At 68.2% G+C, this 23,278-nt stretch carries 22 protein-coding genes; 8 read left to right on the forward strand and 14 right to left on the reverse strand.

What is annotated here, in order from left to right:
* Positions 1 to 5 precede the first annotated feature (5 nt).
* Genes ACFXHE_RS14475 through ACFXHE_RS14485 form a run of 3 tightly spaced genes read left to right on the forward strand, consistent with a single transcriptional unit; the run spans position 6 to position 2,616 of the window.
* Entirely contained in the window at positions 6 to 1,040 is a 1,035-nt protein-coding gene (locus tag ACFXHE_RS14475) for a thiolase domain-containing protein (protein ID WP_364606261.1), read from the forward strand.
* Positions 1,037 to 2,203: a thiolase domain-containing protein gene (locus tag ACFXHE_RS14480; protein WP_379383141.1), complete on the forward strand. Its 1,167-nt coding sequence runs from the start codon at positions 1,037 to 1,039 to the stop codon at positions 2,201 to 2,203. The genes ACFXHE_RS14475 and ACFXHE_RS14480 overlap by 4 nt, the downstream gene beginning before the upstream one ends.
* Entirely contained in the window at positions 2,200 to 2,616 is a 417-nt protein-coding gene (locus tag ACFXHE_RS14485) for a nuclear transport factor 2 family protein (RefSeq protein WP_379383142.1), read from the forward strand. Before ACFXHE_RS14480 ends, ACFXHE_RS14485 begins: the two co-directional genes overlap by 4 nt.
* A 118-nt stretch (positions 2,617 to 2,734) precedes the next feature.
* Here the strand turns inward: ACFXHE_RS14485 and ACFXHE_RS14490 are convergent, their stop codons facing one another.
* The gene (locus ACFXHE_RS14490; RefSeq protein ID WP_379383445.1) at positions 2,735 to 3,931 is read right to left on the reverse strand and encodes a cytochrome P450; all 1,197 of its coding nucleotides are present in this window, start codon (positions 3,929 to 3,931) and stop codon (positions 2,735 to 2,737) included.
* Between the two features lie 206 nt (positions 3,932 to 4,137).
* Between ACFXHE_RS14490 and ACFXHE_RS14495 the strand changes: the two genes are divergently transcribed.
* Positions 4,138 to 5,304, forward strand: coding sequence for a steroid 3-ketoacyl-CoA thiolase (locus ACFXHE_RS14495; RefSeq protein WP_379383143.1), 1,167 nt, complete (start codon positions 4,138 to 4,140; stop codon positions 5,302 to 5,304).
* Between the two features lie 358 nt (positions 5,305 to 5,662).
* Positions 5,663 to 6,079, forward strand: a complete 417-nt coding sequence (locus ACFXHE_RS14500) for a helix-turn-helix domain-containing protein (protein ID WP_011207048.1) — start codon at positions 5,663 to 5,665, stop codon at positions 6,077 to 6,079.
* A 587-nt stretch (positions 6,080 to 6,666) separates the two neighbouring features.
* Here ACFXHE_RS14500 and ACFXHE_RS14505 read toward each other — a convergent pair.
* The 7 genes from ACFXHE_RS14505 to ACFXHE_RS14535 all read right to left on the reverse strand — a co-directional run bounded on the left by ACFXHE_RS14505 (position 6,667) and on the right by ACFXHE_RS14535 (position 13,666).
* Complete coding sequence (locus ACFXHE_RS14505; RefSeq protein WP_379383144.1) at positions 6,667 to 7,698, reverse strand: hypothetical protein; 1,032 nt, start codon at positions 7,696 to 7,698, stop codon at positions 6,667 to 6,669.
* A 19-nt stretch (positions 7,699 to 7,717) separates the two neighbouring features.
* Positions 7,718 to 8,230 (reverse strand): ImmA/IrrE family metallo-endopeptidase, encoded by a 513-nt coding sequence (locus tag ACFXHE_RS14510; RefSeq protein ID WP_354831205.1) that lies wholly within the window; start codon positions 8,228 to 8,230, stop codon positions 7,718 to 7,720.
* A gap of 10 nt (positions 8,231 to 8,240) precedes the next feature.
* Complete coding sequence (locus tag ACFXHE_RS14515) at positions 8,241 to 9,548, reverse strand: hypothetical protein (protein ID WP_379383145.1); 1,308 nt, start codon at positions 9,546 to 9,548, stop codon at positions 8,241 to 8,243.
* Positions 9,549 to 10,122: 574 nt separating this feature from the next.
* Positions 10,123 to 11,202, reverse strand: coding sequence for a nitronate monooxygenase (locus tag ACFXHE_RS14520; protein WP_364606279.1), 1,080 nt, complete (start codon positions 11,200 to 11,202; stop codon positions 10,123 to 10,125).
* Entirely contained in the window at positions 11,199 to 12,011 is an 813-nt protein-coding gene (locus tag ACFXHE_RS14525) for a CoA-transferase subunit beta (protein WP_379383146.1), read from the reverse strand. Before ACFXHE_RS14525 ends, ACFXHE_RS14520 begins: the two co-directional genes overlap by 4 nt.
* Entirely contained in the window at positions 12,008 to 12,886 is an 879-nt protein-coding gene (locus ACFXHE_RS14530) for a CoA transferase subunit A (RefSeq protein WP_379383147.1), read from the reverse strand. The genes ACFXHE_RS14525 and ACFXHE_RS14530 overlap by 4 nt, the downstream gene beginning before the upstream one ends.
* Before the next feature lie 15 nt (positions 12,887 to 12,901).
* A complete protein-coding gene (locus tag ACFXHE_RS14535) occupies positions 12,902 to 13,666 on the reverse strand; it encodes an enoyl-CoA hydratase family protein (RefSeq protein ID WP_379383148.1) in 765 nt (254 codons plus the stop codon).
* A 50-nt stretch (positions 13,667 to 13,716) separates the two neighbouring features.
* On the opposite strand from ACFXHE_RS14535, the gene ACFXHE_RS14540 reads away from it, so the two are divergent.
* Entirely contained in the window at positions 13,717 to 14,511 is a 795-nt protein-coding gene (locus tag ACFXHE_RS14540) for an SDR family oxidoreductase (protein WP_379383149.1), read from the forward strand.
* A 28-nt stretch (positions 14,512 to 14,539) separates the two neighbouring features.
* Entirely contained in the window at positions 14,540 to 15,451 is a 912-nt protein-coding gene (locus tag ACFXHE_RS14545) for an SDR family oxidoreductase (protein WP_379383150.1), read from the forward strand.
* Between the two features lie 119 nt (positions 15,452 to 15,570).
* Here the strand turns inward: ACFXHE_RS14545 and ACFXHE_RS14550 are convergent, their stop codons facing one another.
* On the reverse strand, positions 15,571 to 16,404 hold the full coding sequence (locus tag ACFXHE_RS14550; RefSeq protein WP_379383151.1) for an SDR family oxidoreductase: 834 nt from the start codon (positions 16,402 to 16,404) through the stop codon (positions 15,571 to 15,573).
* Positions 16,405 to 16,489: 85 nt separating this feature from the next.
* Here ACFXHE_RS14550 and ACFXHE_RS14555 point away from each other — a divergent pair, with 85 nt between their 5' ends.
* Positions 16,490 to 17,368 carry a metallophosphoesterase gene (locus tag ACFXHE_RS14555; protein ID WP_379383152.1) on the forward strand — a complete coding sequence of 293 codons (879 nt, stop codon included), beginning with the start codon at positions 16,490 to 16,492 and terminating at the stop codon, positions 17,366 to 17,368.
* On the opposite strand, the gene ACFXHE_RS14560 is transcribed toward ACFXHE_RS14555, so the two are convergent.
* From ACFXHE_RS14560 to ACFXHE_RS14580, 5 genes are all read right to left on the reverse strand, one after another.
* Complete coding sequence (locus ACFXHE_RS14560; protein ID WP_379383153.1) at positions 17,357 to 18,736, reverse strand: uracil-xanthine permease family protein; 1,380 nt, start codon at positions 18,734 to 18,736, stop codon at positions 17,357 to 17,359. The genes ACFXHE_RS14555 and ACFXHE_RS14560 overlap by 12 nt on opposite strands.
* A 204-nt stretch (positions 18,737 to 18,940) precedes the next feature.
* Complete coding sequence (locus tag ACFXHE_RS14565; protein ID WP_379383154.1) at positions 18,941 to 19,348, reverse strand: hypothetical protein; 408 nt, start codon at positions 19,346 to 19,348, stop codon at positions 18,941 to 18,943.
* Between the two features lie 67 nt (positions 19,349 to 19,415).
* Complete coding sequence (locus ACFXHE_RS14570; RefSeq protein ID WP_379383155.1) at positions 19,416 to 21,257, reverse strand: multicopper oxidase family protein; 1,842 nt, start codon at positions 21,255 to 21,257, stop codon at positions 19,416 to 19,418.
* Positions 21,258 to 21,394: 137 nt separating this feature from the next.
* Complete coding sequence (locus ACFXHE_RS14575; RefSeq protein ID WP_379383447.1) at positions 21,395 to 22,546, reverse strand: acetyl-CoA C-acetyltransferase; 1,152 nt, start codon at positions 22,544 to 22,546, stop codon at positions 21,395 to 21,397.
* A gap of 83 nt (positions 22,547 to 22,629) precedes the next feature.
* On the reverse strand, positions 22,630 to 23,238 hold the full coding sequence (locus ACFXHE_RS14580) for a TetR/AcrR family transcriptional regulator (protein WP_379383156.1): 609 nt from the start codon (positions 23,236 to 23,238) through the stop codon (positions 22,630 to 22,632).
* Positions 23,239 to 23,278: the final 40 nt, after the last annotated feature.

Consider the following 23,278-nt stretch of genomic DNA (forward strand, 5'->3'; position numbering starts at 1 on the left):
ACACCTTGAACCACAAGGCAACTGACATCGCGGTCGTGGGCTTCGCGCACGCGCCGCACGTGCCGGAGACCTTCGGCACCACCAATGGCGTCGAGATGCTCGCGCCCTGCTTCCAGGAGCTCTACGCCAAGCTCGGCATCGGGGTCTCCGACATCGGCTTCTGGTGCTCCGGTTCCTCGGATTACCTTGCCGGACGCGCCTTCTCGTTCATCTCGGCCATCGACTCCATCGGCGCGGTGCCGCCGATCAACGAGTCGCACGTGGAGATGGACGCGGCCTGGGCGCTGTACGAGGCGTGGGTGAAACTGCGCTCCGGACAGGCCGAGACGGCCCTGGTGTACGGCTTCGGCAAGGCCTCGGCCGGTACCCTGCGCCAGATCCTCACCCTGCAGACCGACCCGTACCTGGTCGCGCCGCTGTGGCCGGACTCGGTGTCCATCGCCGGCCTGCAGGCCCGCGCGGGCCTGGACGCGGGCCGCTGGACCGAGGCGGACATGGCCGCGGTGGCCGCGCGCAGCACCGGCTCCGACGCCGAAAAGCTGCTGGCCGCACCGAAGGTCGCCGATCCTTTCCGCGCCCATGACATCGCGCCCATCACCGACGGCGCGGCCGCCATCGTGCTGGCCGTGGGCGATCGCGCCCGCGAGCTGTGCGAGCGTCCGGCCTGGCTGACCGGAATGGCCCACTACATCGACACCCCGGTGCTGGGTGCGCGCGACCTGACGGTCTCGGCCTCGGCCAAGAAGGCGGCCGACGCCCTCACCGGCGGCGACGCGAGCGGCTTCGACATCGCCGAGCTGCACGCGCAGTTCAGCCACGAGGAGCTGATCCTGAAGCAGGCCATCGGCCTGAACGGCACCACCCGGATCAATCCGTCCGGCGGTCCGCTGTCGGGCAATCCGATGTTCGCCGCGGGCCTCGAGCGCATCGGCTTCGCCGCCACCGAAATCATCAACGGCACCGCGAATCGCGCACTGGCCCACGCCAGTTCGGGCCCCGCGCTGCAGCAGAACCTGGTTGCCACCCTGGAGGCACGATGACACTCCCCGCCGCGGTGCTCGGCACCGGACAGACCCATCACGTGACCAAACGGTCGGATGTATCCATGGGGGGCATGGTCCGCGAGGCCATCGACCGCGCCCTGGTGGACTCCGGCCTGACCATGGCCGATATCGACGCCGTGGTGGTCGGCAAGGCCCCCGACTTCTTCGAGGGCTCCATGATGCCGGAGCTGTTCCTCGCGGATGCCCTGGGCGCCACCGGAAAACCGCTGCTCCGGGTGCACACCGCCGGTTCGGTGGGCGGCTCGACCGCGATCGTCGCGGCCAACCAGGTGCAGGCCGGCGTGTACGGCAAGGTGCTGGCCATCGCATGGGAGAAGCAGTCGGAGTCCAACGCCATGTGGGCGCTGTCGAATCCGGTGCCGTTCACCATGCCGGTCGGCGCGGGCGCGGGCGGCTACTTCGCCCCGCACGTGCGCGCCTACATCCGCCGCTCCAATGCCCCGCTGCACGTGGGCGCCATGGTCGCGGTGAAAGACCGCCGCAACGGCGCGCGCAATCCGCTCGCGCACCTGCACCAGCCCGACATCACCCTGGAATCGGTGATGTCCTCCCAAATGCTGTGGGACCCCATTCGTTTCGACGAGACCTGCCCGTCCTCGGACGGCGCCTGCGCCATCGTGATCGGTGACGAGGCGTCCGGCAAGGCCGTGGAGGCACAGGGCAAGAAGGTGGCCTGGGTGCACGGCACCGCCATGCGCACCGAGCCGCTCGCCTACGCCGGCCGCGACCAGGTCAACCCCAAGGCCGGCCAGGAAGCCGCCAAGGCGCTGTGGAAGCAGGCCGGGATCACCAACCCGCTCGAGGAGATCGACGCGGCCGAGATCTATGTCCCCTTCTCGTGGTTCGAGCCCATGTGGCTGGAGAACCTGGGCTTCATGCCCGAGGGCGAGGGCTGGAAGCTCACCGACGCCGGGGAGACCGCCATCGGCGGGAAGCTGCCGGTCAACCCCTCCGGCGGCGTACTCTCCTCCAACCCGATCGGCGCCTCCGGCATGATCCGCTTCGCGGAGGCCGCCAAGCAGGTCATGGGCCGGGCCGGCGACTACCAGGTGGAGAATGCCCGCAAGGCCTACGGCCACGCGTACGGCGGTGGCTCGCAGTACTTCTCGATGTGGGTCGTCGGGAGTGAGCAGCCGTGACCACCACGACCGAACACCCGGCCCGGGTAGCGGGCACGGCGTCGCAGGCCGCGGTGCGGGCGAAGAACAAGGAGGCCTGGGTGGCGCTGTTCGCCGCCGACGGGATCGTGGAGGACCCCATCGGGCCGTCCTTCTTCGATCCCCAGGGTGTCGGGCACCGCGGCGCGGAGGCCATCGCGGCCTTCTGGGACAAGGCGATTGCCCCCACCGAGTCCATCGAGTTCCTCTTCGACGACTCCTTCGCCTGCGGTCGTGAGGTGGCCTACACGGGCCGCATCCGCACCACCATGAGCGGTCATATCGTCCACGCGGAAGGCGTCTTCACCTACAAGGTCGACGAGGACGGGAAAATCCTTGCCCTGCGCGCCTTTTGGGAGACCGAACGCGCCATGTCGACGATGAAGAAGGCCTAGGCCCTCGACCGGCATACGAAAGACGAAGCGGGCGACTGGATGAATCCAGTCGCCCGCTTCCTTTTTCTCCGCCCCGAGGAGTGAGAGGGGGAACGGGGCGGATCAAATCACCTGCGGCTCAGTGCTTCACGGGGCAGGTCTTGTAGTCGACCTGGAATTCCTTGATGCCGTTGAGCCAGCCGGACTGCAGCCGTCGCGGATCTCCGAGCTTGGAGATGTCGGGCATGTGGTCGGCGATGGCATTGAAGATGATCTCGATCTCGAGCCGGGCCAGGTTCGCGCCGATGCAGAAGTGCGCGCCGGTGCCGCCGAAGGACAGGTGCGGGTTCGGATCACGCAGGATATTGAAGGTGTACGGATCCTCGAACACCTCCTCGTCGAAGTTGGCCGAGCGGTAGGACAGCACCACCCGCTGGCCCTTCTTGATCTGCACGCCACTGACTTCCACGTCCTCGAGCGCGGTGCGCTGGAACGAGCTGACCGGGGTGGCCCAGCGGATGATCTCGTCGGCGGCGGTCTTGGGCCGCTCCTTCTTGAAGAGCTCCCACTGGTCCGGGTTCTCCATGAACGCGATCATGCCGTGCGTGGTGGCATTGCGGGTGGTCTCGTTGCCCGCGACGGCCAGCATCATGACGAAGAAGCCGAATTCCTCCGGCAGCAGCGCCTCGCCGTCCATGTCGGCATTGATGAGCTGGGTGACGATGTCGTCGGCCGGGCAGGCCCGGCGGGCCTCGGCCATTTGGTACGAGTAGCCGAGGATCTCGGTGGAGGCGATGACCGGGTCGGCGTCGCTGTCCGGATCGTCGTAGCTGGTCATGTCGTTGGACCACTTGAACAGCTTCATGCGGTCTTCCTGCGGCACACCGATCAGTTCGGCGATGGCCTGCAGCGGCAGCTCGGCGGCCACCTGCTCCACGAAGTCACCGGTGCCGGAGTCGGCGGCGGCCTTCACGATGGCCTCGGCCCGGGCGGTCAGCTCGGCCCGCAGGCCGTTGATGACGCGCGGGGTGAAACCCTTGGAGATGATCTTGCGAAGCTTGGTGTGCTCCGGGGCGTCCTTGTTCAGCAGGACGAAGCGCTGCAGATCGATCTGCTCGCGGGTGATGTCGTCCTGGAACCGCGGGATGGCGGTGTTCTCATAGGTGGAGAACACGTCGTCGCGCCGCGAGACGGTCTTGACGTCGGCGTGCTTGCTGAGCACCCAGAAGCCGTCGTCGGTGAAGCCACCGACCTCCGGCGACTTGGGGTTCCACCAGATGGGGGCGCTGCGGCGCAGTTCGGCGAGTTCTTCGACCGGGACCCGGTGCGCCCACATTTCCGGGTCGGTGACATCGAATCCATCCGGCACATCGGGCCGGGCTGCAGTGTCGACCACCAGCAGTCTCCTTTGACCAACTGAAACACGTTCTACCGCTATTGAAGCACAGGAGGTAAAACAAGAGAAGGGACTAGGTATTGGTCCGGAACAGGCTTACGTTACTGGTTGTGAACTCGTTGCAGTTCTAATCCGGAAGGAAAGACATGGGTACTCCCGTCATCGTCGAGGCCGCCCGCACGCCCATCGGCAAGCGCAATGGCTGGCTGGCCGGCCTGCACGCCGCCGAGCTGCTGGGCGCGGCACAGCAGGGCGTGCTCGAGCGCGCGGAACTGAATCCGGCGCTGGTCGAACAGGTCGTCGGCGGCTGCGTCATGCAGGTCGGCGAGCAGGGCAACAACGTCACCCGCACCGCCTGGCTGCACGCCGGGCTGCCGTGGCAGACCGGTGCGGTCACCATCGACAATCAGTGCGGTTCGGCGCAGCAGGCCGCGGGCCTCGTGGCCGGGCTCATCTCCACCGGCGCCATCGAGGTCGGCATGGCCTGCGGCATCGAGTCCATGAGCCATGTTCCGTTGGGCGCCAACGTCGGAACGCACGCCGGCCCGCGCCGGCCCGCGTCCTGGAACATCGACATGCCCAACCAGTTCGAGGCCGCTGAGCGAATCGCCAAGCGGCGCGGCATCACTCGCGACGATGTCGAGGAGCTGGGCGAGCGCTCGCAGCGACTGGCCGCGCAGGCGTGGGCGGAGGGCCGCTTCGATCGCGAGGTGCTGACCATCAAGAACGCGCCGCAGGTCGACAAGGAGGGCAACCTCACCGGCGAGTTCGCCGACATCAGCCGCGACCAGGGTCTGCGCGAGACCACCCGCGAGGGCCTGGCGAAGCTGAAGCCGGTGCTGGAGGGCGGAATTCACACCGCCGGCACCTCCTCGCAGATCTCCGACGGCGCGGCCGCGGTGCTGCTCATGGACGAAAAGGCCGCGCAGCGTGAGGGATTGCGCCCGCGCGCCCGCATCGTGGCGCAGTGCCTGGTGGGCGGCGAGCCCGAATTCCACCTGGATGGTCCGGTGCAGGCGTGCGAGCGACTGCTCGAGCGCAGCGGCATGAGCATCTCCGACATCGACTTGTTCGAGATCAACGAGGCTTTCGCGTCCGTGGTGCTGTCGTGGGCCTCGGTGCACAAGCCGGATTTCGATCGCGTCAACGTCAATGGCGGCGCCATCGCGCTCGGCCACCCGGTCGGCAGCACCGGATCCCGCTTGATCACAACGGCTTTGCACGAGCTGGAGCGCTCGGACAAGACCACCGCCATGGTCCTGATGTGCTGCGGCGGCGCCCTCGCGACGGGCACGATCATCGAACGGATCTAGTCCCTCAATGATTTTCGGCCAGGTTGAACGTTCATCCTGCTGGCCGCAAAACGTGGCGTACGCCACATGATCAGCGGCACAGGCGGGAAGATGAGACGTCAGCTATCTTATGGCTACCCGTGGCCCGTCCGGGAAGAGCCTCGCGACGGGCCAGAACCGGGACTCTTAAGCCCTCAGCAAGAACCGTAGGGTTAGCCCGCAAACGCCCAAGCCACAGCGGGTGAAGCGGATGACCGCCTAGAAGCTTCAAGGAAATCGCGAATCAGGCGTAGGTTTTCAGTTACTGAGCCGCTAATATCAATGATACGTATCCGAGATAACGACTGTTAGTACAGCGAAGGGAATTGGGCGGCTCACAATGGCTGATTTCGCGGCGCGGCTGAACAAGCTGTTCGAAACCGTGCATCCCCCGGGGCGTAAGCCGCACACGAACGCAGAGGTGGCGGCAGCCTTGACGGCATCCGGCCATCCGATCTCGAAACCGTATCTGTCGCAGTTGCGGTCGGGACAGCGCACGAACCCGTCGGATGAGACGGTGGCAGCGTTGGCAAAGTTCTTCAAGGTCAAGCCGGACTACTTCTTCAACGACATCTACGCGGCGAAGATCGATCACGATCTCGAGCTGCTGTCCCAGCTGCAGGGCTATGGACTCCGTCGTCTGTCGAGTAGGGCGTTCGACCTGTCCGAAGAATCTCAGAATCTCCTCACCTCTATGGCGGAGAAGTTGCGGGCAAGCGAAGGACTGCCCGAAATTCCTCCGGACGGCACGGAATAGGCACTGCCACAGAGCAACACAGTGCGGCTAGCTCGGAGGCCGCACTGTGTTGGTTTGTTACAGGGCTTGCTCCGGACTGGACATGGACGGGTCACCGGCACTGCTTGCAGGGCAGTGCCGGTGGCCCGCCGGACCATTCGGTTCGGGTGAAGGATGTTGCACCGGTCTCAGCGTGCTGAGGCCATGTGGCGCATACCCCTGCGCTGGTGCAGTATGCACAAACCTGGCATAACACCAACTGGGCGAGTCCGGTCGGTCTAATGAGTTGTTTTGTGCACTATGTCGTTTTGTGCACTGTGGATGTTTCGACCCCCATTGCATCATCCGCGACAAGCAAGAGTGACAACATCTACTGACAAGCAAAGTCCCGTACTGCGCACGACGGGTTCGATGAGACGAAACCTCGGATACGAAGTCTCATCGTGCAGGGCCCGCCGGAATGCCACGCCCTTGGCAATCGCGCGCGGTACGGGGCTTGCGCATTTGCGACAAGATCGCAATTGAGTCGTTGATCTCCGCGTGATCAAGTTCGGAGCCCACCGAGGGGTAATGCGCGGATCAGCCGAATAGTAATGGAAAAGTAATGACTACCGTTGCGCGGAGCCCTGAATCGTGCTCGGCGACGCGGCCGCCGTCGCGTCGTAGGCGCGGGCGATGGCCTGCACCCAGCCACGCGGACTGACCCCCGCCGGCGGCGAGATCCAGCGACCGTCGATCATCACCTCGCCGAACGGATTCCGCGACCACTCGGCCACCCGCTGCGCGCGCTCGGCCACCGAGACCGGCGGCACCCCCGCCGCGGCCAGCTCCACCCCGCCACCGGACTGCAGGTAGAGCGCGTCCATGATCTGCGCGACCTGATCGGAAGCCTTGAGCTGGGTGCCCGATCCGGTCTGCTCGTGCGCCACCACCTCCGGGAAGCGCGCGATCAGCACCCGGTGCAGGGTGTGAATCTGCTTGAGCAGCACCCGGGCTCGCCACCACAGCTCGATCACGATCCACACCGCGCCGATGGCGATGAGCATGGCCGCGATCTGCCACACCGGCCAGAACCAGCCCTCGTCGCCGGGCTTCGGCATCGGCTCGTCGCGCACCTCGCGGCGAATCGACATCGCCGCCAGCACACCGACCACTCCGGTACCGGTGGTGTAGAGCGCGATGCCGCGGCCCAGCGTGGTCCAATCCAGGTTGCGCACACCGGTAATCACGATGAACGCGCACTCCAGCAGCACGATCACCCAGCCGAAGGTCAGCGACCAGAGCAGCGTGAGAATCATGGCGATCGCGCCGCCGGCGTAGATCATCATGCCGATCTGACGCAGATTGCGACGCGACACCACCGGCCACGCCGCGGCCGCCACCACCGAGGTGGCGGTGGCGAACATGATCCACGCCGCGGTGACCACCCGGTCGCCCAGCCACTGGCCGTGCACGCCACCCGGCGCCAAATGGTCAACGGCCAGAGCGATTTCCGGCACGCCGACGGTCACCGCCAGCGCCACCGCGGCCACCGCGATCACGATCGCGACCCGCGCGGTGGTCGCCGGTTTCACCAGTACACGCCCGACGCGTGCACCCGAGGCCATCCACACCAGCATGGCCGTCACCCAGAAGGTCATGCCGCATCCCCTGACTCGGTCATCCCAACGCCTCATCGAATCGAAGGACCGAGACGCCCGCGCCCCGGCTGTTGAACACGCGCAGGCGGGTCATGAGCATGCTCGCGAAAGTTTCCGCCTCCCACTCGCATTGCTCGTCGTCGCCCAGATCGATGGCCTTCTGATGCGCGCGCTGGCTGAGCATGTAGGCGATGAGATCGTCGCTGGCCTCCAGCACCACCTCGGTCGCCGCCTCGCCCGGATGGTCGAAGACGATGTGCCCCAGCTCGTGCGCCAGGGTGTGCTCACGACTGGGCAGCGACTGCGCCAGCACGATCACATCCCGGTCCGGATAGCTGCGGCGCTGGCCACACACGCCCGGACCCAGTTGGGCACTGGCGATCTCGATGATCCGCCGCCGCTCCGCCGAGATGGCGAGCACCACCTCGTCCAGGTCGGTGGCGTCGAAATCGGCGGCCACCGCGCACACCGCGTCCACCGCGGCGGCCACCCGGCGGTAGGACCCGATGCTATGAGCCTTGCTCCCGGTCATCGCGGTCCCCTCATACCCTCGGTCCGAAGAAAGCAGCGCGCGCGGCATCGACCCGCGCCTGGGCCGCGGACGCGCTCTGGAAGCTCACCGTGCCCGAGCCGGTGCCCACCAGCGCCATGGCGATCAGCCCGCCGAGCACCGACAGTGGCTTCCACGGCGGCAGCGGGGTGTTGTTCGAGGTCGGCTTCACATCCGGATTCGGCTGGGCCAGAACGGGAGCGGGCGCCGACGCGGGCGGCGGCGGCGCGACAGGTGCGACCTCCGGCTCGGGCAGCGCGGCCGCCGGGGCCACCACGGCGGGCAACTGCGGCACGGCCGGGGGCTGCGGAATCTCCAGCGGCACCGGCGGCACCGCGGGTGCGGCGGGCGGCGGGATCAGCAACAGCAGCAGTGGCGAGGCGCAGACCGCGGCGGAACCGAGCCCCGCCGAGCCGAGCCCCGCCGAACCCACCGCGGCCGAACCGAGATCGGCCGAACCCGCGGCGGAACCCGCCCCGGCCGAACCGACACCCGAGCCCGTCGCGGCCGAACCCGCACCGGAGCCGGCCGAGCCCAGACCGGTGAGCGCACCGACTGCGGAACCCACACCGGCGGAACCGATTCCGGCGGAACCGATTCCGGCGGAACCGACTGCGGCCGAACCGGTGCACAGCGCGGCCAGCCCGGCCGAACCTGTTGCGGCCGAGCCCACCGCGGCCGAACCCGTTGCGGCCGAACCCGTGCCGAGCAGCAGGCCCAGCAGCGCGGAACCGGTGCCCACGCCGGCGGAGCCGACGCCCGCCGAACCCAGGCCGAGCACGCCCGCGGTCCCGAGGCCGGCGGAACCGACTGCGGCGGAACCTGTTCCGAGTGCGGCCGAACCGGTGGCCGCCCCGGCCGAGCCGGTACCGGCGACGGCCGAACCCAATCCCGCACCGGTGGAACCGGTTACGGCAGACCCGGTGCCCAGGGCCGCGGAGCCGGTACCGCCCAGCACGGTGCCCAGTCCGGCCGAACCGACCGCGGCCGAGCCGACACCGGCGGAACCGACACCGGCCGAGCGGGTTCCGAGTGCGAACAGCATGGACAGCAGATCCTGCGGCCCGGCCACCGGGGTGACGGGCTGCGGACGAGTGGCATCGATTGCCTGAGGTTGCGAGACGGAGGGCGGCTGAGCTTGCGTGACGGCGGGCGCAGGCAGGGTCGGATCCTGGCCCGCGGGTACGGGATCGAGCGGGATGCCCCCCGGCTGCGCATCGGCAACCGCGGGCGCGAGCAGCACCGAGCCGGTGACAGCTGCGATCACTGCCACCAGGCGCATTGCACGATCGACGATCATGCGACAGCCATCCCCTCATCAGATACCGCGCGCTTGGCTTCCTCCGCACCAGAGGTACGGAATCCCGATCCGCACCAGGCAGATCGGGACAGGTCTCGAGCTCACACTGTCGCCCCGATTGCCGGACCGTTGCGGAACGCGGCCATCGTACCGGTCACGATGGCAATCCGCGCAAGTCCCCGATTGCATTAGGGGGGCTCACAAACCGTACGCCTGCGCGACACCCCATGTACCCAATATCACCGGCGGCCCAGGCCAATTGGCCCGGGCCAGGCCCTTCGGGCCGGACCTCACCGTCGAAACAGAACGACGGTGAGGTCTGAGACCCCGCACGAAAGCTGACAAATCAGGCAAAAGGCAGCTAACTCGCAGATGCCCCGGCCGACCCGACATGGATCCGTACAACGGCGCTCCACCGTTGCGTCATGGGTCGATAAACGCGCGAAGCCGCCCCCGGGCGAGAGGTTCCGGGGACGGCTCGGCGCGCGCCGGATGGGCGCGCGCAAGGATCCGAGGGTTGGCCGGATCCGGGTGCGCGGTCGGGCTGTGGTGGCCGCGCACGTTCGGGGACGCGTCAGGCGGTGGTGGTGACGCGGTAGGTGTTGAGGCTGTCGATGCGCTCGATGGCCTCGGTGATGATGCGGTCGATGAGGTCCTGCACCGTGGGCAGGTCGTCGATGATGCCCGCGGCCTGGCCGGAGGCGAGCACGCCCGCGTGGGTGTTGCCCTCCACCAGACCGGCTTTCAGCAGCATCGGGGTGTTGGCGGCCATGATGACCTGGGACCAGGTGAGGCCCTTCTGCTTCCGCATGCCGATGCCGTCCTTGATCATGGTCGACCACTTCATGCCGGTCATGCTCTTGAACTTGACGGCGTTCGAGACGGCGGCGGTGAGTCCGCGCAGGCCGCTCGAATGCTCCAGCTTGTCCACCAGTTCGGTGTTCAGCACGCGGTGCGGCATGCCGTCGACCTTCTTGGAGACGACGGTGTCCTGCAGTCCGCGCTTGAGGTACTCCTGCTTGACCGAGTCCGGGACACTCGAGTCCTGGGTGAGCAGGAAGCGGGTGCCCATGGCGACGCCGGCCGCGCCGTAGGACAGCGCGGCGGCCAGGCCGCGGCCGTCGAAGAAACCGCCACCGGCGACCACCGGGATGTCGACCGCGTCGAGGACGGACGGCAGCAGCAGCGTGGTCGCGACGGAACCGGTGTGGCCACCGCCCTCACCACCCTGCACGATCACCGCGTCCGCACCCCAGGAGGCGACCTTGACCGCGTGCTTGGCCGCGCCGATGGACGGCATGACGACCACGCCGTTGTCCTTGAGCTTGGCGATGAGCTCCTTCTTGGGAGCCAGCGCGAAGGAGGCCACCTTCACGCCGTCGCGGATCATCATGTCGATGCGGTCGGGCGCGTCCGACAGGTCGGCGCGGATGTTCACGCCGAAGGGCTTGTCGGTCTTGGCCTTCGTCTTGGCGATGGCCACCTCGAGTTCGTCGAGGGTCATGGTCGCCGAGGCGAGGATGCCGAGGCCGCCCGCGTTCGCGGTGGCCGCGACCAGGCCCGGACCGGCGACCCAGCCCATGCCGGTCTGCACGATCGGGTGCTCGATGCCGACCAGTTCGGTCAGCGGCGTCTTGAGCCGTTGCGCGGTCATGCCGTCACTTCCTTCTCACGGAAGCCCTTGGGGTCCAGCACGGTCCGGATGATGGTGAGCTCTTCCTCGGTGGGCAAACGGGTCTCGCCCGCCTCGGCCAGCCCGGCGATCTCGAAGGAGGTGTTCTCCGCGACCTCGTCGGCGGTCACACCCGGGTGCAGCGACAGCGCGCGCAGGGTGTGGTCCGGGCCGTTGAAGTCGAACACGCCCAGGTTCGAGACCACCCGGTGCAGGTGGTGGAAGCGGTAGGCCGGGTTCTCGGAATCGACCTTGTCGTAACCGATTCCGGAGACGATGTCGACCTGGTCGACGAACACCCGCTTGTTGTGCTTGGGCACGAAGTAGCTGGTGGCGTGGTTGATGGTGTTGCCCGGCGCGCCGCGCACACCGAACATCTGCCGGGTCGGCTGCTGCAGCGGACCGAACGCGGACAGGTTCTGGTTGCCGTACCTGTCGATCTGGTTGGCGCCCATGACCACATGGCGGCGACCGGAATTCACCACATCGAAGACCTTCGAGAACGGAATCCAGCCCTCGATGGGCGCCTTGCCGCCGATCGGCGGGATCTCGGCGAAGAACAGCGCCTCACCGTCGGACAGCAGCAGGTCCGGCTCGAAGGTGAGCCGCGCCAGCCGCGCGCCGATGGTGGTGACGGTGGACATGGGCGAGGCCATGATCTCGCCCGCGCCCCGGAAGATCTCGGCGGCGGCGACGACGCAGATCTCGGCCCGAGTAACGGTGGTGGTGTCGGGCCCACCCGTCGCCCCACCGCCACCCCTGACGGAATCGCTATGCGATGCTGCGCTCATTTCTGCTCCTCTGCGAAAGCCTTGACGGCGGCCTGATATTCGGCCTCGGACACGTCCAGGTAGCGAGCCTTGAACTCGGCCCACGACTCGGGCGTCTTGGCGGCCTCGACGTAGTGGCGCTGGAACTTCTCGTCGCGGCCGTAGCTGCCGGAGAAGGTGAAGTGCGCGCCGCCGGGGGCCTCGACCACCCCGTCGACCATCATGCGGTTGAGGATGAGGGCCTGCGTCGGAACGGCTTTCACCAGTTCCTCGGTCTCGATGAGACGGTCCACCGACAGGTAGCGCTTCTCGGCGGAGAGCAGGTACAGGTCGTCCATGTACGGATCGACGCCGGTGTAGGCGGCATTGCCGTGCTTGTCACCCAGGTCCAGGTGCACGAAGGCGGCGTCCAGGTTCAGAGCGGGCATGGCGACGAGGGTTTCGCGGCGGCCGTCGGCATCGGCGTACGGGGACTGGACGGTCTCGAGCTCGCCCTCCCAGAAATCGACGACGGCAGAACCCAATCCGGCGCGGATCGGCAGGAACGGCAGGCGGGCCGCGGCGGCCTGCAGACCGCACTTGACCATGCCCTCGTCCATCTCGCGCACGGTGATCGCACCCTCGGTGCGAGCCTTGGCGAACCACGGGTCGTAGAAAGGCGCGGAGTCCAGGGACACGAAGCCGTAGTAGGCCTTGCGCACCTTGCCCGCCGAGCACAGCAGGCCCAGATCCGGGCCGCCGTAGGTGACGACGGTCAGATCGGTGATATCCGAACGCAGCAGGGCGCGCACGAACGCCATCGGCTTGCGCCGGGAACCCCAGCCGCCGATGCCGATGGTCATGCCGCTGCGGAGCTCGCCGACGACCTCGTCGAGGCTCATTCGCTTGTCGCGCATAGTGTTTCGCCCCTTCTACTTTGCTTTTTTCTGAGCGGCCAGGTCGTCGTCGAAGCGCGCCCGGATCTCGTCGGCCACGCCCGCGAGGTTCAGCTCCATGGTGAAGCCCTGCTCGAAGCGGTAGGAGCGGTGCACGTCCTGCACGTCGATGCCGTTGAGCGCCTTCTTGGCGGCGCGGATGACGCGGCCGTCCTTGTTGGCGATGTTCTTGGCGACCTCCATGGCGGCGGCGTCGAGTTCGGCGCGCGGCACCACCTTGAAGACCGAGCCGTAGTGGTGCAGCTGCTGCGCGGTGAGGGTGCCCGCGGTGTAGAACATGGTCCGCATCAGGTGCTGGGGGACCAGTCGCGCCAGGTGGGTGGCCGCACCGAGCGCGCCGCGGTCGACCTCGGGGAGGCCGAAGGTCGCGTCGTCGGAGGCGACGATGACGTCGGAGTTGCCGACCAGGCCGATGCCGCCGCCGAGGCAGAAGCCGTTCACGGCGGTGACGACCGGAACCTCGCAGTCGTAGACCGCGGCGAAGGCGGCGAAGCAGCCGTGGTTGGCGCGGATCAGGGCGGTGTGCCCGGTATCCGCGTTCATCTCCTTGATATCCACGCCCGCGTTGAAGCCGCGGCCCTCGGCGCGCAGCACGACGACCCGGGTCTCCGGGTTGCGGCCGGCCTGGGTGACGGCATCGGCCAGGGCGAACCAGCCGTCGGAAGGCAGCGCGTTGACCGGAGGGTAGTCGACAGTGACGACTTCGACGCCCTCGGTTTCGGTGTGACGGTTGATCCCCATCGAATGTCCCATCGTTGGCAAAACAAGCAAGTGCTTGGTAGGTTATCACGGTGGGAATCGAAGTAAACCTGTCCGGCTCGGTCGTCTTGGTCACCGGCGGCGTGCGCGGCGTCGGCGCCGGCATCAGCCGGGTCTTCCTGGACGCGGGCGCGACCGTGGTGGCCTGCGCGCGACGGCCCGGCGACACCCCCGTCGAGAGCAATGGCCGCGGCATCGACTTCCTGCCGTGCGATGTGCGCGACCCGGATTCGGTGCGCGGGCTGATCGAGGCCATCGTCGCGAAGTACGGGCGGCTCGACACCGTGGTGAACAATGCCGGTGGCGCGCCCTTCGCCCTGGCCGCCGACGCCAGCGCCAACTTCCACGCCAAGATCGTGCAGCTGAATCTGCTGGCGCCGCTGCTGGTTTCACAGGTGGCCAACGAGGTCATGCAGAAGCAGGAGACGGGCGGATCGATCGTGATGATCTCCAGCGTCTCCGGGCATCGGCCCTCCCCGGGCACCGCGGCCTACGGTGCGGCCAAAGCCGGTGTGGACAGCCTGGTTTCGTCGCTCGCGGTGGAGTGGGCTCCGAAGGTGCGGATGAACTCCGTCATCTGCGGCCTGGTCAACACCGAGTCCTCGCACCTGCACTACGGCGACGAGGAGGGCATCGCCTCGGTGAGCCGAACGGTTCCCATGCAGCGGATGGCGACGCCCGAGGACATCGGTCGCACCGCCGCGTTCCTGGCCTCGCCCCTGGCCGCGTACGTCACCGGCAGCGCGCTGCTGGTGCACGGCGGCGGCGAGAAGCCCGCCTTCCTCGAAGCATCCACCGCAGACGTCCCCGCCGTCTCGGGCCACTAGACCGATCGAACACGAAGAGGTAATCGATATGACCGACAACAAGATCTGCGACGGCCGCGTCGTCATCGTGACCGGCGCCGGTCGTGGCATCGGCCGTGCCCACGCCCTCGCCTTCGCCGCCGCCGGCGCGAAGGTGGTCGTGAACGACCTCGGCGCCGAGCTCGACGGCGCGCCCAGCCCGGACTCCCCGGCCGCGCAGGTCGTCGAGGAGATCAAGGCCCTCGGTGGCGAGGCCATCGTGAACGGCGACGACATCTCCGACTGGGAGGGCGCGCGCCGCCTGATCCAGACCGCTGTCGACACCTTCGGCCGCCTGGACGTGCTGGTCAACAATGCCGGCATCGTCCGCGACCGGATGCTGGTCAACCTCGCCGAGGACGAGTGGGACGCGGTCATCAAGGTGCACCTCAAGGGCCACTTCGCGCCCATGCGGCACGCCGCCGAGTACTGGCGCAACGAGGCCAAGGCCGGTCGCACCCCCGAGGCCCGCATCATCAACACCAGCTCCGGCGCGGGTCTGCTCGGCTCGGTCGGCCAGGGCAACTACTCCGCCGCCAAGTCCGGCATCGCGGGCCTGACCCTCACCGCGTCGGCCGAATTCGCGCGCTACGGCATCACCGTCAACGCCATCGCCCCGGCGGCCCGGACCCGGATGACCGAGACGGTCTTCGCCGACATGATGGCCGCCCCCGAGGACGGCTTCGACGCCATGGCCCCGGAAAACGTCTCGCCGCTCGTGGTCTGGCTGGGCAGCGCCGATTCCGCCGGTGTCACCGGCCGCATGTTCGAGGTCGAGGGCGGCAAGGTGACCGTCGCCGACGGCTGGCGCCACGGCGTCTCCATCGACCGCGGCGCCCGCTGGGAGCCGGCCGAGCTGGGCCCGGTCGTGCGCGACCTGCTGTCCAAGGCCACCACCCCGGAGCCGGTCTACGGCGCATAGCCTCCCCCGCCTCTGCGGGCCTTCAGCGGGCGGCAGAGAGCCCCTACCGTTGGCATTCCGTGCCGGCGGTAGGGTGCCCCATTACCGATCTGCTCCGGCACAACGCTGCGCTGTGCCCGCTACTTCTTGCGGATGCCGGAGACCAGGGCGAAGAGGGTGTCCAGGATCGGGGTCGGGGTGAGCGAGGTGGCCACCACCTGGATCTTTCCGGCCAGGCCCGGGATGTAGCGGGCCCTGGGGCGCTTTGCGGTGAGGGCCTTTTCGACCTCGTTGACGACCGAGTCGACGGGGGCGGCGATCTTCGGGACCTGCTGGGACATCTTGCGCAGGCCCGCGAGGTGGGCGCTGTAGAGCTCGCGCTGGGCAGCGGTGAGGTGGGCGGTGGTGGTGTCGACCATGTCGGTCGCGCCGAACCAGAGGTCGGTGGCGATCGGGCCGGGCTCGATCAGGGACGTGTGGATTCCCCAGGGGCGCAGCTCCACCCGGAGGGCGTCGACCAGGCCCTCGAGGGCGAACTTGGAGGAGTTGTAGGCGCCGGTCCCGGGGGTGGAGATGCGGCCGGACAGCGAGGAGATGAAGACCACGCGGCCGCGGGTGGCGCGCAGGCGCGGCAGGACGGCCTGGGTGACCGCGACCGCACCGAAGACATTGACCTCGAACTGGTTTCGGAGGGTGTCCAGATCGAGGAGCTCGACGGGACCGTCGGCGACGATGCCCGCATTGTTGACCACGGCCGTCAGGTCGGCGGGCAGCACCTCGTCGAGGGCGGCGATGTGGTCCGGATTCGTGACATCGAGGACGACCGGAGTGATGCGGGAGTCCGCCTCGACCAGCGCCTCACCGTCGGAGAGCTTGCGGACGCCGGCGTAGACCTGCCAGTTCTGCTGCGCCAGACGCAGGCAGACGGCCTTGCCGATGCCGCGCGCCGCGCCGGTAACCAACACAGAGTTCATGGAGGTCAGCCTAATTCGGGCCGGCCGAAAGCGGCGTCCGGGAATTGCGGATGCCGTCCGGGGACGGGGGTGCCACCATGTGGCGATGGGGAATGTCCTGATCGTCGGAGACCTGCACGGGAACACCGCGCATGCGCTGACATTGATACGGGTCGCGGCGCGGAATGACTGCGAGCGGGTGTTCGCGGTGGGGGACTTCGGGGCGTGGGAGCACATGCACTCGGGGCGGCGGTACTTCGACGTGGTGAACAGGGCGGCCAAGCGCGCCGGGGTCACCGTGTACTTCCTGGACGGGAACCACGACAAGAGCTCGCTGCTGCACGAGCTCTACGACGAGCATCCGGACGACGAGGGATTCCTGGTGTGCCGCAAGCACCTCCGGTACGCCCCGCGCGGGCACCGCTGGACCTGGGAGGGCACCAGCTTCGCCGCCTTCGGCGGGGCGCGCTCCACCGACAAGGGCTGGCGGCTGGCCCGGGAGGCCCGCAAGGCCGAGCAGGTCGCCAAGCGACGCGGCTACGGCTCCTCGAAGCGGCCGGAGACCGCGGGCATGCTGTGGTTTCCGGAGGAGGAGATGACCGACGCCGAGCTGACCGGCCTGCTCGATGCCGACAGCTCACCGGTGGACGTGCTGCTCACCCACGACAAACCGCGCGCCTCGCAGCCGAAGTGGAATCGCAAGGACAAGGACGAGTGCTATCCCAACCAGGACCGCATCCAGCGGGTGGTGCGGGCGCTGCGGCCCAGCGTGCTGTTCCACGGCCACCTGCACGTCCGCTACACCGACACCATCGCCTCCGGTGACGGGCAGTGGACCCGGATCGAAGGGCTGGCCTGCGACCCGGAAGCCTCGCGGTACCTGGAGTATTCGTCCGAACACTCGTGGTACGTGCTGCAGCTGCCCTACGCCGAAGAGCAGGCGGACGGACCGGCCGAGGCCGGACCCCGTTCGCTACCTGCCTGATTCGTCGTAGGAGGAGGTGCCCTCGTCGAGCAGCGGCTCCTCCCCCTTGAAGTGCTCGGGCGCGAAGACGCGCAGCACGTGGTAGCCGGTGATGACGACCAGGGTGCCCAGGGCGATGCCGCTCAGGGTGAAGTTGCCGGTGAACTTCATGCTCACATTGCCGATGCCGATGATCAGGCCCGCGGCGGCGGGCACCAGGTTCAGCGGATTGCGGAGATCGACCCGGGCATTGGTCCAGATCTGCGCGCCCAGCAGGCCGATCATGCCGTACAGGATGACGGTGATCCCGCCCAGCACCCCGCCCGGAATGGCCGCGACGATGGCGCCGAACTTGGGGCACAGGCCGAACAGCAGCGCGAAGAACGCGGCGGCCCAGTAGGCGGCCGTGGAGTACACCCGGGTGGCGGCCATGACGCCGATGTTCTCCGAGTAGGTGGTGTTGGGCGGGCCGCCGACGGCGGTGGACAGCATGGAGGCCGCGCCGTCGGCGGCGATGGCGGTGCCGAGCTTGTCGTCCAGGTTGGCGCCGGTCATCTCGCCGACCGCCTTCACGTGCCCGGCGTTCTCGGCGACCAGCGCGATCACCACCGGCAGTGCCACCAGCACCGCCGACCACTGGAAGGACGGGGCGTGGAAGCTGGGCAGGCCGAGCCAATCCGCCTTGGCCACACCGGACAGATCCAGCCGCCAGTGATCGGTGACCTTGCCGCTGCCGTCGGCGGAATGGATCTGCCCGAGCACCCGGTCCTGCACCCACGAGAGCCCGTACCCGAACACCAGGCCCAGGAAGATCGCGATGCGCGCGAAGAATCCGCGCAGGCCCACCACGGCCAGCCCGGTGAACATCATGACCAGCAGCGCGGTCCACTGATCCTGCGGCCAGTAGGTCGAGGCGGTGACCGGGGCCAGGTTGAAGCCGATGAGCATGACCACCGCGCCGGTCACCACCGGCGGCATGGCGGCGTGAATGATGCGCGCGCCGAACCGCTGTACGGCCAGGCCGATCAGGAACAGCGCGGCGCCCACCACCAGGCAGGCGCCGGTAACCGTCGCGCTACTGCCGCCCTGCGCCCGGATCACCGCGGCCACACCCACGAACGACAGCGAGCAGCCCAGATAGCTGGGCACCCGGCCGCGAGTCGCGAGCAGGAACAGCACGGTCGCGACGCCCGACATCATGATGGCGAGGTTGGGATCGAGCCCCATCAGCACGGGCGCAACGAAACTCGCGCCGAACATGGCCACCACGTGTTGCGCGCCCAGCCCGAAGGTGCGCGGCCATGACAGCCGCTCGTCCGGCCGCACCACCGCCCCCGGCGCGGGCGAGCGCCCGTCGCCGTGCACCTTCCAGCGGACACCCAGATCCATGAACCGCCCGCTTTCTTCCTGAGGCCCGAAACAAGTCCGCGGCCATCCTAATCCGAGCAAACCCCCAGCTCGCGCCGCGCTCCCCGCCTGGCCCGCCGAGCCCGGCCGGTGCGGTGCCAGCCCGCCGGGCGGGGCCGGCGGGCCGTCTTCACAGCTCTGGGCAACGTCCCGCAACCCGCCGGGCGCGCGGGTACGCCGATGGGTTCAGGGCAGGCCGTATCGGTGCCGGACGGCGGCGGGCAGGGCGTACGGGTTCGGGGCATCCACTTGCGACACGACTGAGTCATCGTGCGGCGCAGCAGTTTTCGATGACTCAGGGACCGGTCGCATCAACAGACGCCAGGCGGTCGCCACGGCGGGATCGGCGGTGAGTTCACCTCGCAGGCGATCGGCACATTCGAGCGCGTGCGCGAGCGCCCGTTCGTGAGCATGCGAAATCGCCTGTGCCATCCGCGAATCCGGTAGCTCCAGGGCGGTGATGCGGCCGTCCGGTGCGACCACGATCCGCACCCCGTCCACGTCGGCGCGAGCCCGCACGCCGTCGATGGCGTCCTGTACCTGCCGGGCCTTGCGGGCTATCTCCTCGAACCGGCCCTCCACCGATCTCGACATGCACGCAGTGTAGGAATCCCGGCCGAAATACCGTGGGATCCCGGCAACTTCGCGCACCCTGCGGAGGTCAGGGCTGGACGCGGATCTGCTGCATCATGTCGTGGTCGGCATGGTCGAGGTTGTGGCAGTGCCACACATAGCCGTGAATCTCCGGGGTATCCGCCATCCCGCCCGCCATGCCGGCACCGGTGGGCGCCATGGCCTCCGCGCCGGGCGGCACCGGGACCACCGCATCGGGATCGAAGCCGAGCTCCTCGACCGACGGCCACTTCACCAGAATCCGGGTGATGGTGTCGGTCGGGCACTCGATGGTGTCCTTCCACCCGGCCTCCCAGGGTGGCGGCCCCTGCTGGGGCCCGATGGCGAACCCATCGGCCGAGGGCGCCCAGCGGGTACCGAACGCCGGCGGGTAGTTGGCGAGGAAGTAGGCCGAGGTGAGCATGGGCTGGCGGCCGATCACTCGCATCCGGGCCAGGTGCAGGTGGACGGGGTGATCGAACGGGGTCGTGTTGACGATGTCCCACTGTTCCACCGTCCCGGCCCGCGCGGTATCGATGTCCGAGCTCAGGAAGGGCAGATTGTTCAGCGACATCATGGTCGGGAAGACCGCCGCGGCCCGGGCATCGTCATTGAGGCCGAGTAGCGTCACCGTACGCACCGGGCCCGGCCGGTAGGTGGGCTCCAGCGGGTCCGGCAGGCCGGGGCCGCCCCGCAGCAGTCGCGGGATGTCGCGGGCCGGACCGTCGCCCGCGCCGGTGAAGCGCATGATGGGCCGCAGCTCGGGGGTCATGAACACGGCATTGCCGAAATCGTTTTCGGCGGTATTGATCAGGTCGACGGTCTCGCCGTCCCCGAGGCCGCCGAAATCGACGAGCAGATCCACCCGTTCACCGGGGCTCACCCGGATCGACGGTGTCGGCACCGGCCGGTCCAGCAGGCCCAGATCCCCGCCGATCGCGAAGAACAGCATGCCGTTCGAGAACTCGAAGATGTAGGGCCGCGAGTTGGAGCCGTTGAGCAGCCGGAACCGGTAGACGGTGCGCCGCACCTCGAGCCGCGGCCACACCACTCCGTTCACGCAGCACACGTCCCCCAGCTGCCCGGATTGGTTGTAGCCCTGGGGAATATAGGTGGCCACCATGGGTTGCAGGCTGCCGTCGGCATTGAAGGTCCGGTCCTGCACGATGAGCGGGATCTCGAACTCGCCGCTGGGCAGGCCGATCGGGTTGCCGTCGCGGCCGGTGTCGAATTCGTCACGCAGGTAATACATTCCGGCCAGCCCGGCCTGGATGTTCAACCTGGTGATCCCCATGGCGTGGTCGTGGTACCAGAGGGTCGCGGCCTCCTGCCGGTTGCCGTACGCGAAGCTGGGGCCGCCGCCATTGCGCCAACCGATGAGCGGATGTCCGTCGGAGTCGGGGGAATTCGCGCCGCCGTGCAGGTGCACGGTGAAGCGCGGATCGGTGCGATCCAGCTCGGTGACGCCGTGCATGGTCAGGTCCACATGCTGGGCCAGCACATGGGTGCCCAGCTCATTGCGAAAACCGATACGCGCCACCTGATCCCGATGCGCCTCCAGGTTCGGCCCGAGCACCGGCTGCCCGAAGCCCCAGCTGCGGGTCTCCGGCAGTTCCCGGTGATAGCGGTGAGTTCCCGAGATGGCCGCCAATTCCCCTGCTGCCCGCCGGGTTTCGGGGATGGGCAGGTCGTCGACGAACGGCTGCAGCGCGGGCGAATGGTAGTTGAACGGCGTGAACGTCGGCGGGGGCAGCGGGGGCAGCGGCACGGGCGGCGGAGGCAGGGGGACCGGATCGGCGGCCGCAGCGGCCATGTAGCCCATGCCCGCTAAACCGAAGGCCCCCAGGAGGAAACCTCTTCTCGGCAGGTACTCCTCCATCACAGTCCCCACCCCGGACAACTACGCCTTCAACCGGTCTGCCGTTCGACGATAGCGGACATTGCCAGGCCCCGGACGCGAAAGCGGCGCGGCTCCGCCTCTCCGCGCCGCGAAACTCGGTGTGCCGCTTCCGAAACGCCGTATCTGGACTAGCCCAGGCGCTCGATGATGGTGACGTTGGCGGTGCCGCCGCCCTCACAGATGGTCAGCAGGCCGTAGCGGCCGTTCACCCGCTCCAGCTCGTTGAGCAGGGAGGCGAACAGCTTGGCGCCGGTCGCGCCCAGCGGGTGGCCCAGCGCGATGGCGCCGCCGTTGACATTGACCTTGTCGGGGTTGGCGCCGGTCTCCTTGATCCAGGCCAGCACCACCGAGGCGAAGGCCTCGTTGATCTCGATGACGTCCATGTCGTCGATGGTCAGACCGGTCTTCTCCAGTGCCCACCTGGTGGCCGGGATGGGCGCGGTCAGCATGTAGATCGGGTCCGCGCCGCGCGCGCTCACGTGGTGGATGCGCGCCCGCGGGGTGAGACCGTACTCCTGGACCGCCCAGTCCGAGGCCAGCAGGGTGGCGCTGGAGCCGTCGGAGATCTGGCTGGCCAGGGCCGCGGTGATGCGGCTGCCCTCGGCGAGCGGCTGCAGCCCGGCCATCTTCTCCAGGGTGGTCTCGCGCGGGCACTCGTCGATCCAGAAGTCGCCCACCGGCACGATCTCGCGGTCGAACTTGCCGTCCACGATGGCCTTGCGGGCGCGCTCGTTGCTGCGCAGCGCCCACTCCTCCATGTCTCGGCGGGAGATGTCCCACTTCTCGGCGATCATGGTGGCCGAATTGAACTGCGACACTTCACCGGTGCCGTAGCGGTGGTCCCAGCCCTGCGCGCCGACGAACGGCGAGTCGAAGCCGTAGGCCTGCCCGGCCAGCATGGCCGCGGAGATCGGGATGGCGCTCATGTTCTGCACGCCGCCGGCCACGATCACCTCGGCGGTGCCGGACATGATGGCCTGGGCGCCGAAGGTGATGGCCTGCTGCGAGGAACCGCACTGCCGGTCCACCGTCACGCCCGGCACCGACTCGGGGTAGCCCGCGGCCAGCCACGAGGTGCGCGCGATGTTTCCGGCCTGCGGGCCGATGGTGTCGCAGCAGCCGAACACCACGTCGTCCACCGCGGCCGGGTCCAGGTTGGTGCGCTCGATGAGTCCCTTGATGGCGGCGGCGCCCAGATCGGCCGGGTGCACGGCGGCCAGCGAGCCGCCCCGCTTGCCGACCGGCGTGCGCACGGCGTCGATCACATACGCCTCACGCATCGGCGAATACTGACGGCGGGACGGTGCTGACATGGGGAACTCCTACTGGCTGCTGCTGCGGTGAAGTTGTCGCTGAGGGTTGGTTATGTGCGCTTTTCGGGGCTGGTGAGCCCGTCGAGCACAATGGTCAGGTACTGCTTGGCGAGGTTGTCGACGGTGATCCGGCCGCCGGGCTGGTACCAGCGCACCGACACCCAGACGGTGTCGCGCAGGAACCGGTAGGCCAGTTCGATGTCCATCTCGGGCCGGAAGCTGCCGTCGGCGACGCCGTTGGTCAGCACCTGGTGCCAGAGCTCACGGAACTCGCTGTTGTATTTCGCGATGTAGTCGAATCGCGGTGTGCCGCTGAGCCGTTTGGCCTCGGCCTGGTAGATGGCGACGGCCGCGTGGAATCGGTCGAAGGATTCGTAGGAAGCGATGACCAGAGCTTCCAGCGTGTCGCGGGCGGGGACGCCGGCCGCCACGATTTCGCGGTAGCGACCGAAGAGGTCGTCGAGGAACCCGCGCAGGATTTCGTCCACCATGGCTTCTTTGGAATCGAAGTGGTGGTAGAGACTCCCGGATAGAATCCCCGCCGCGTCGGCAATGTCACGAACCGTGGTGGCGCGCAGGCCCCGTTCCGCGAACAGATTCGCGGCCAGGCCGAGCAGCTCGGTGCGACGTGCTGATTTGGAGGGGTCAGGTTGGGTCACCCCGTCAATATACAACCAAGCATTTGCTTGGTCCACCTGC

The organism is Nocardia sp. NPDC059229, assembly GCF_042754165.1.
GTDB lineage: Bacteria > Actinomycetota > Actinomycetes > Mycobacteriales > Mycobacteriaceae > Nocardia.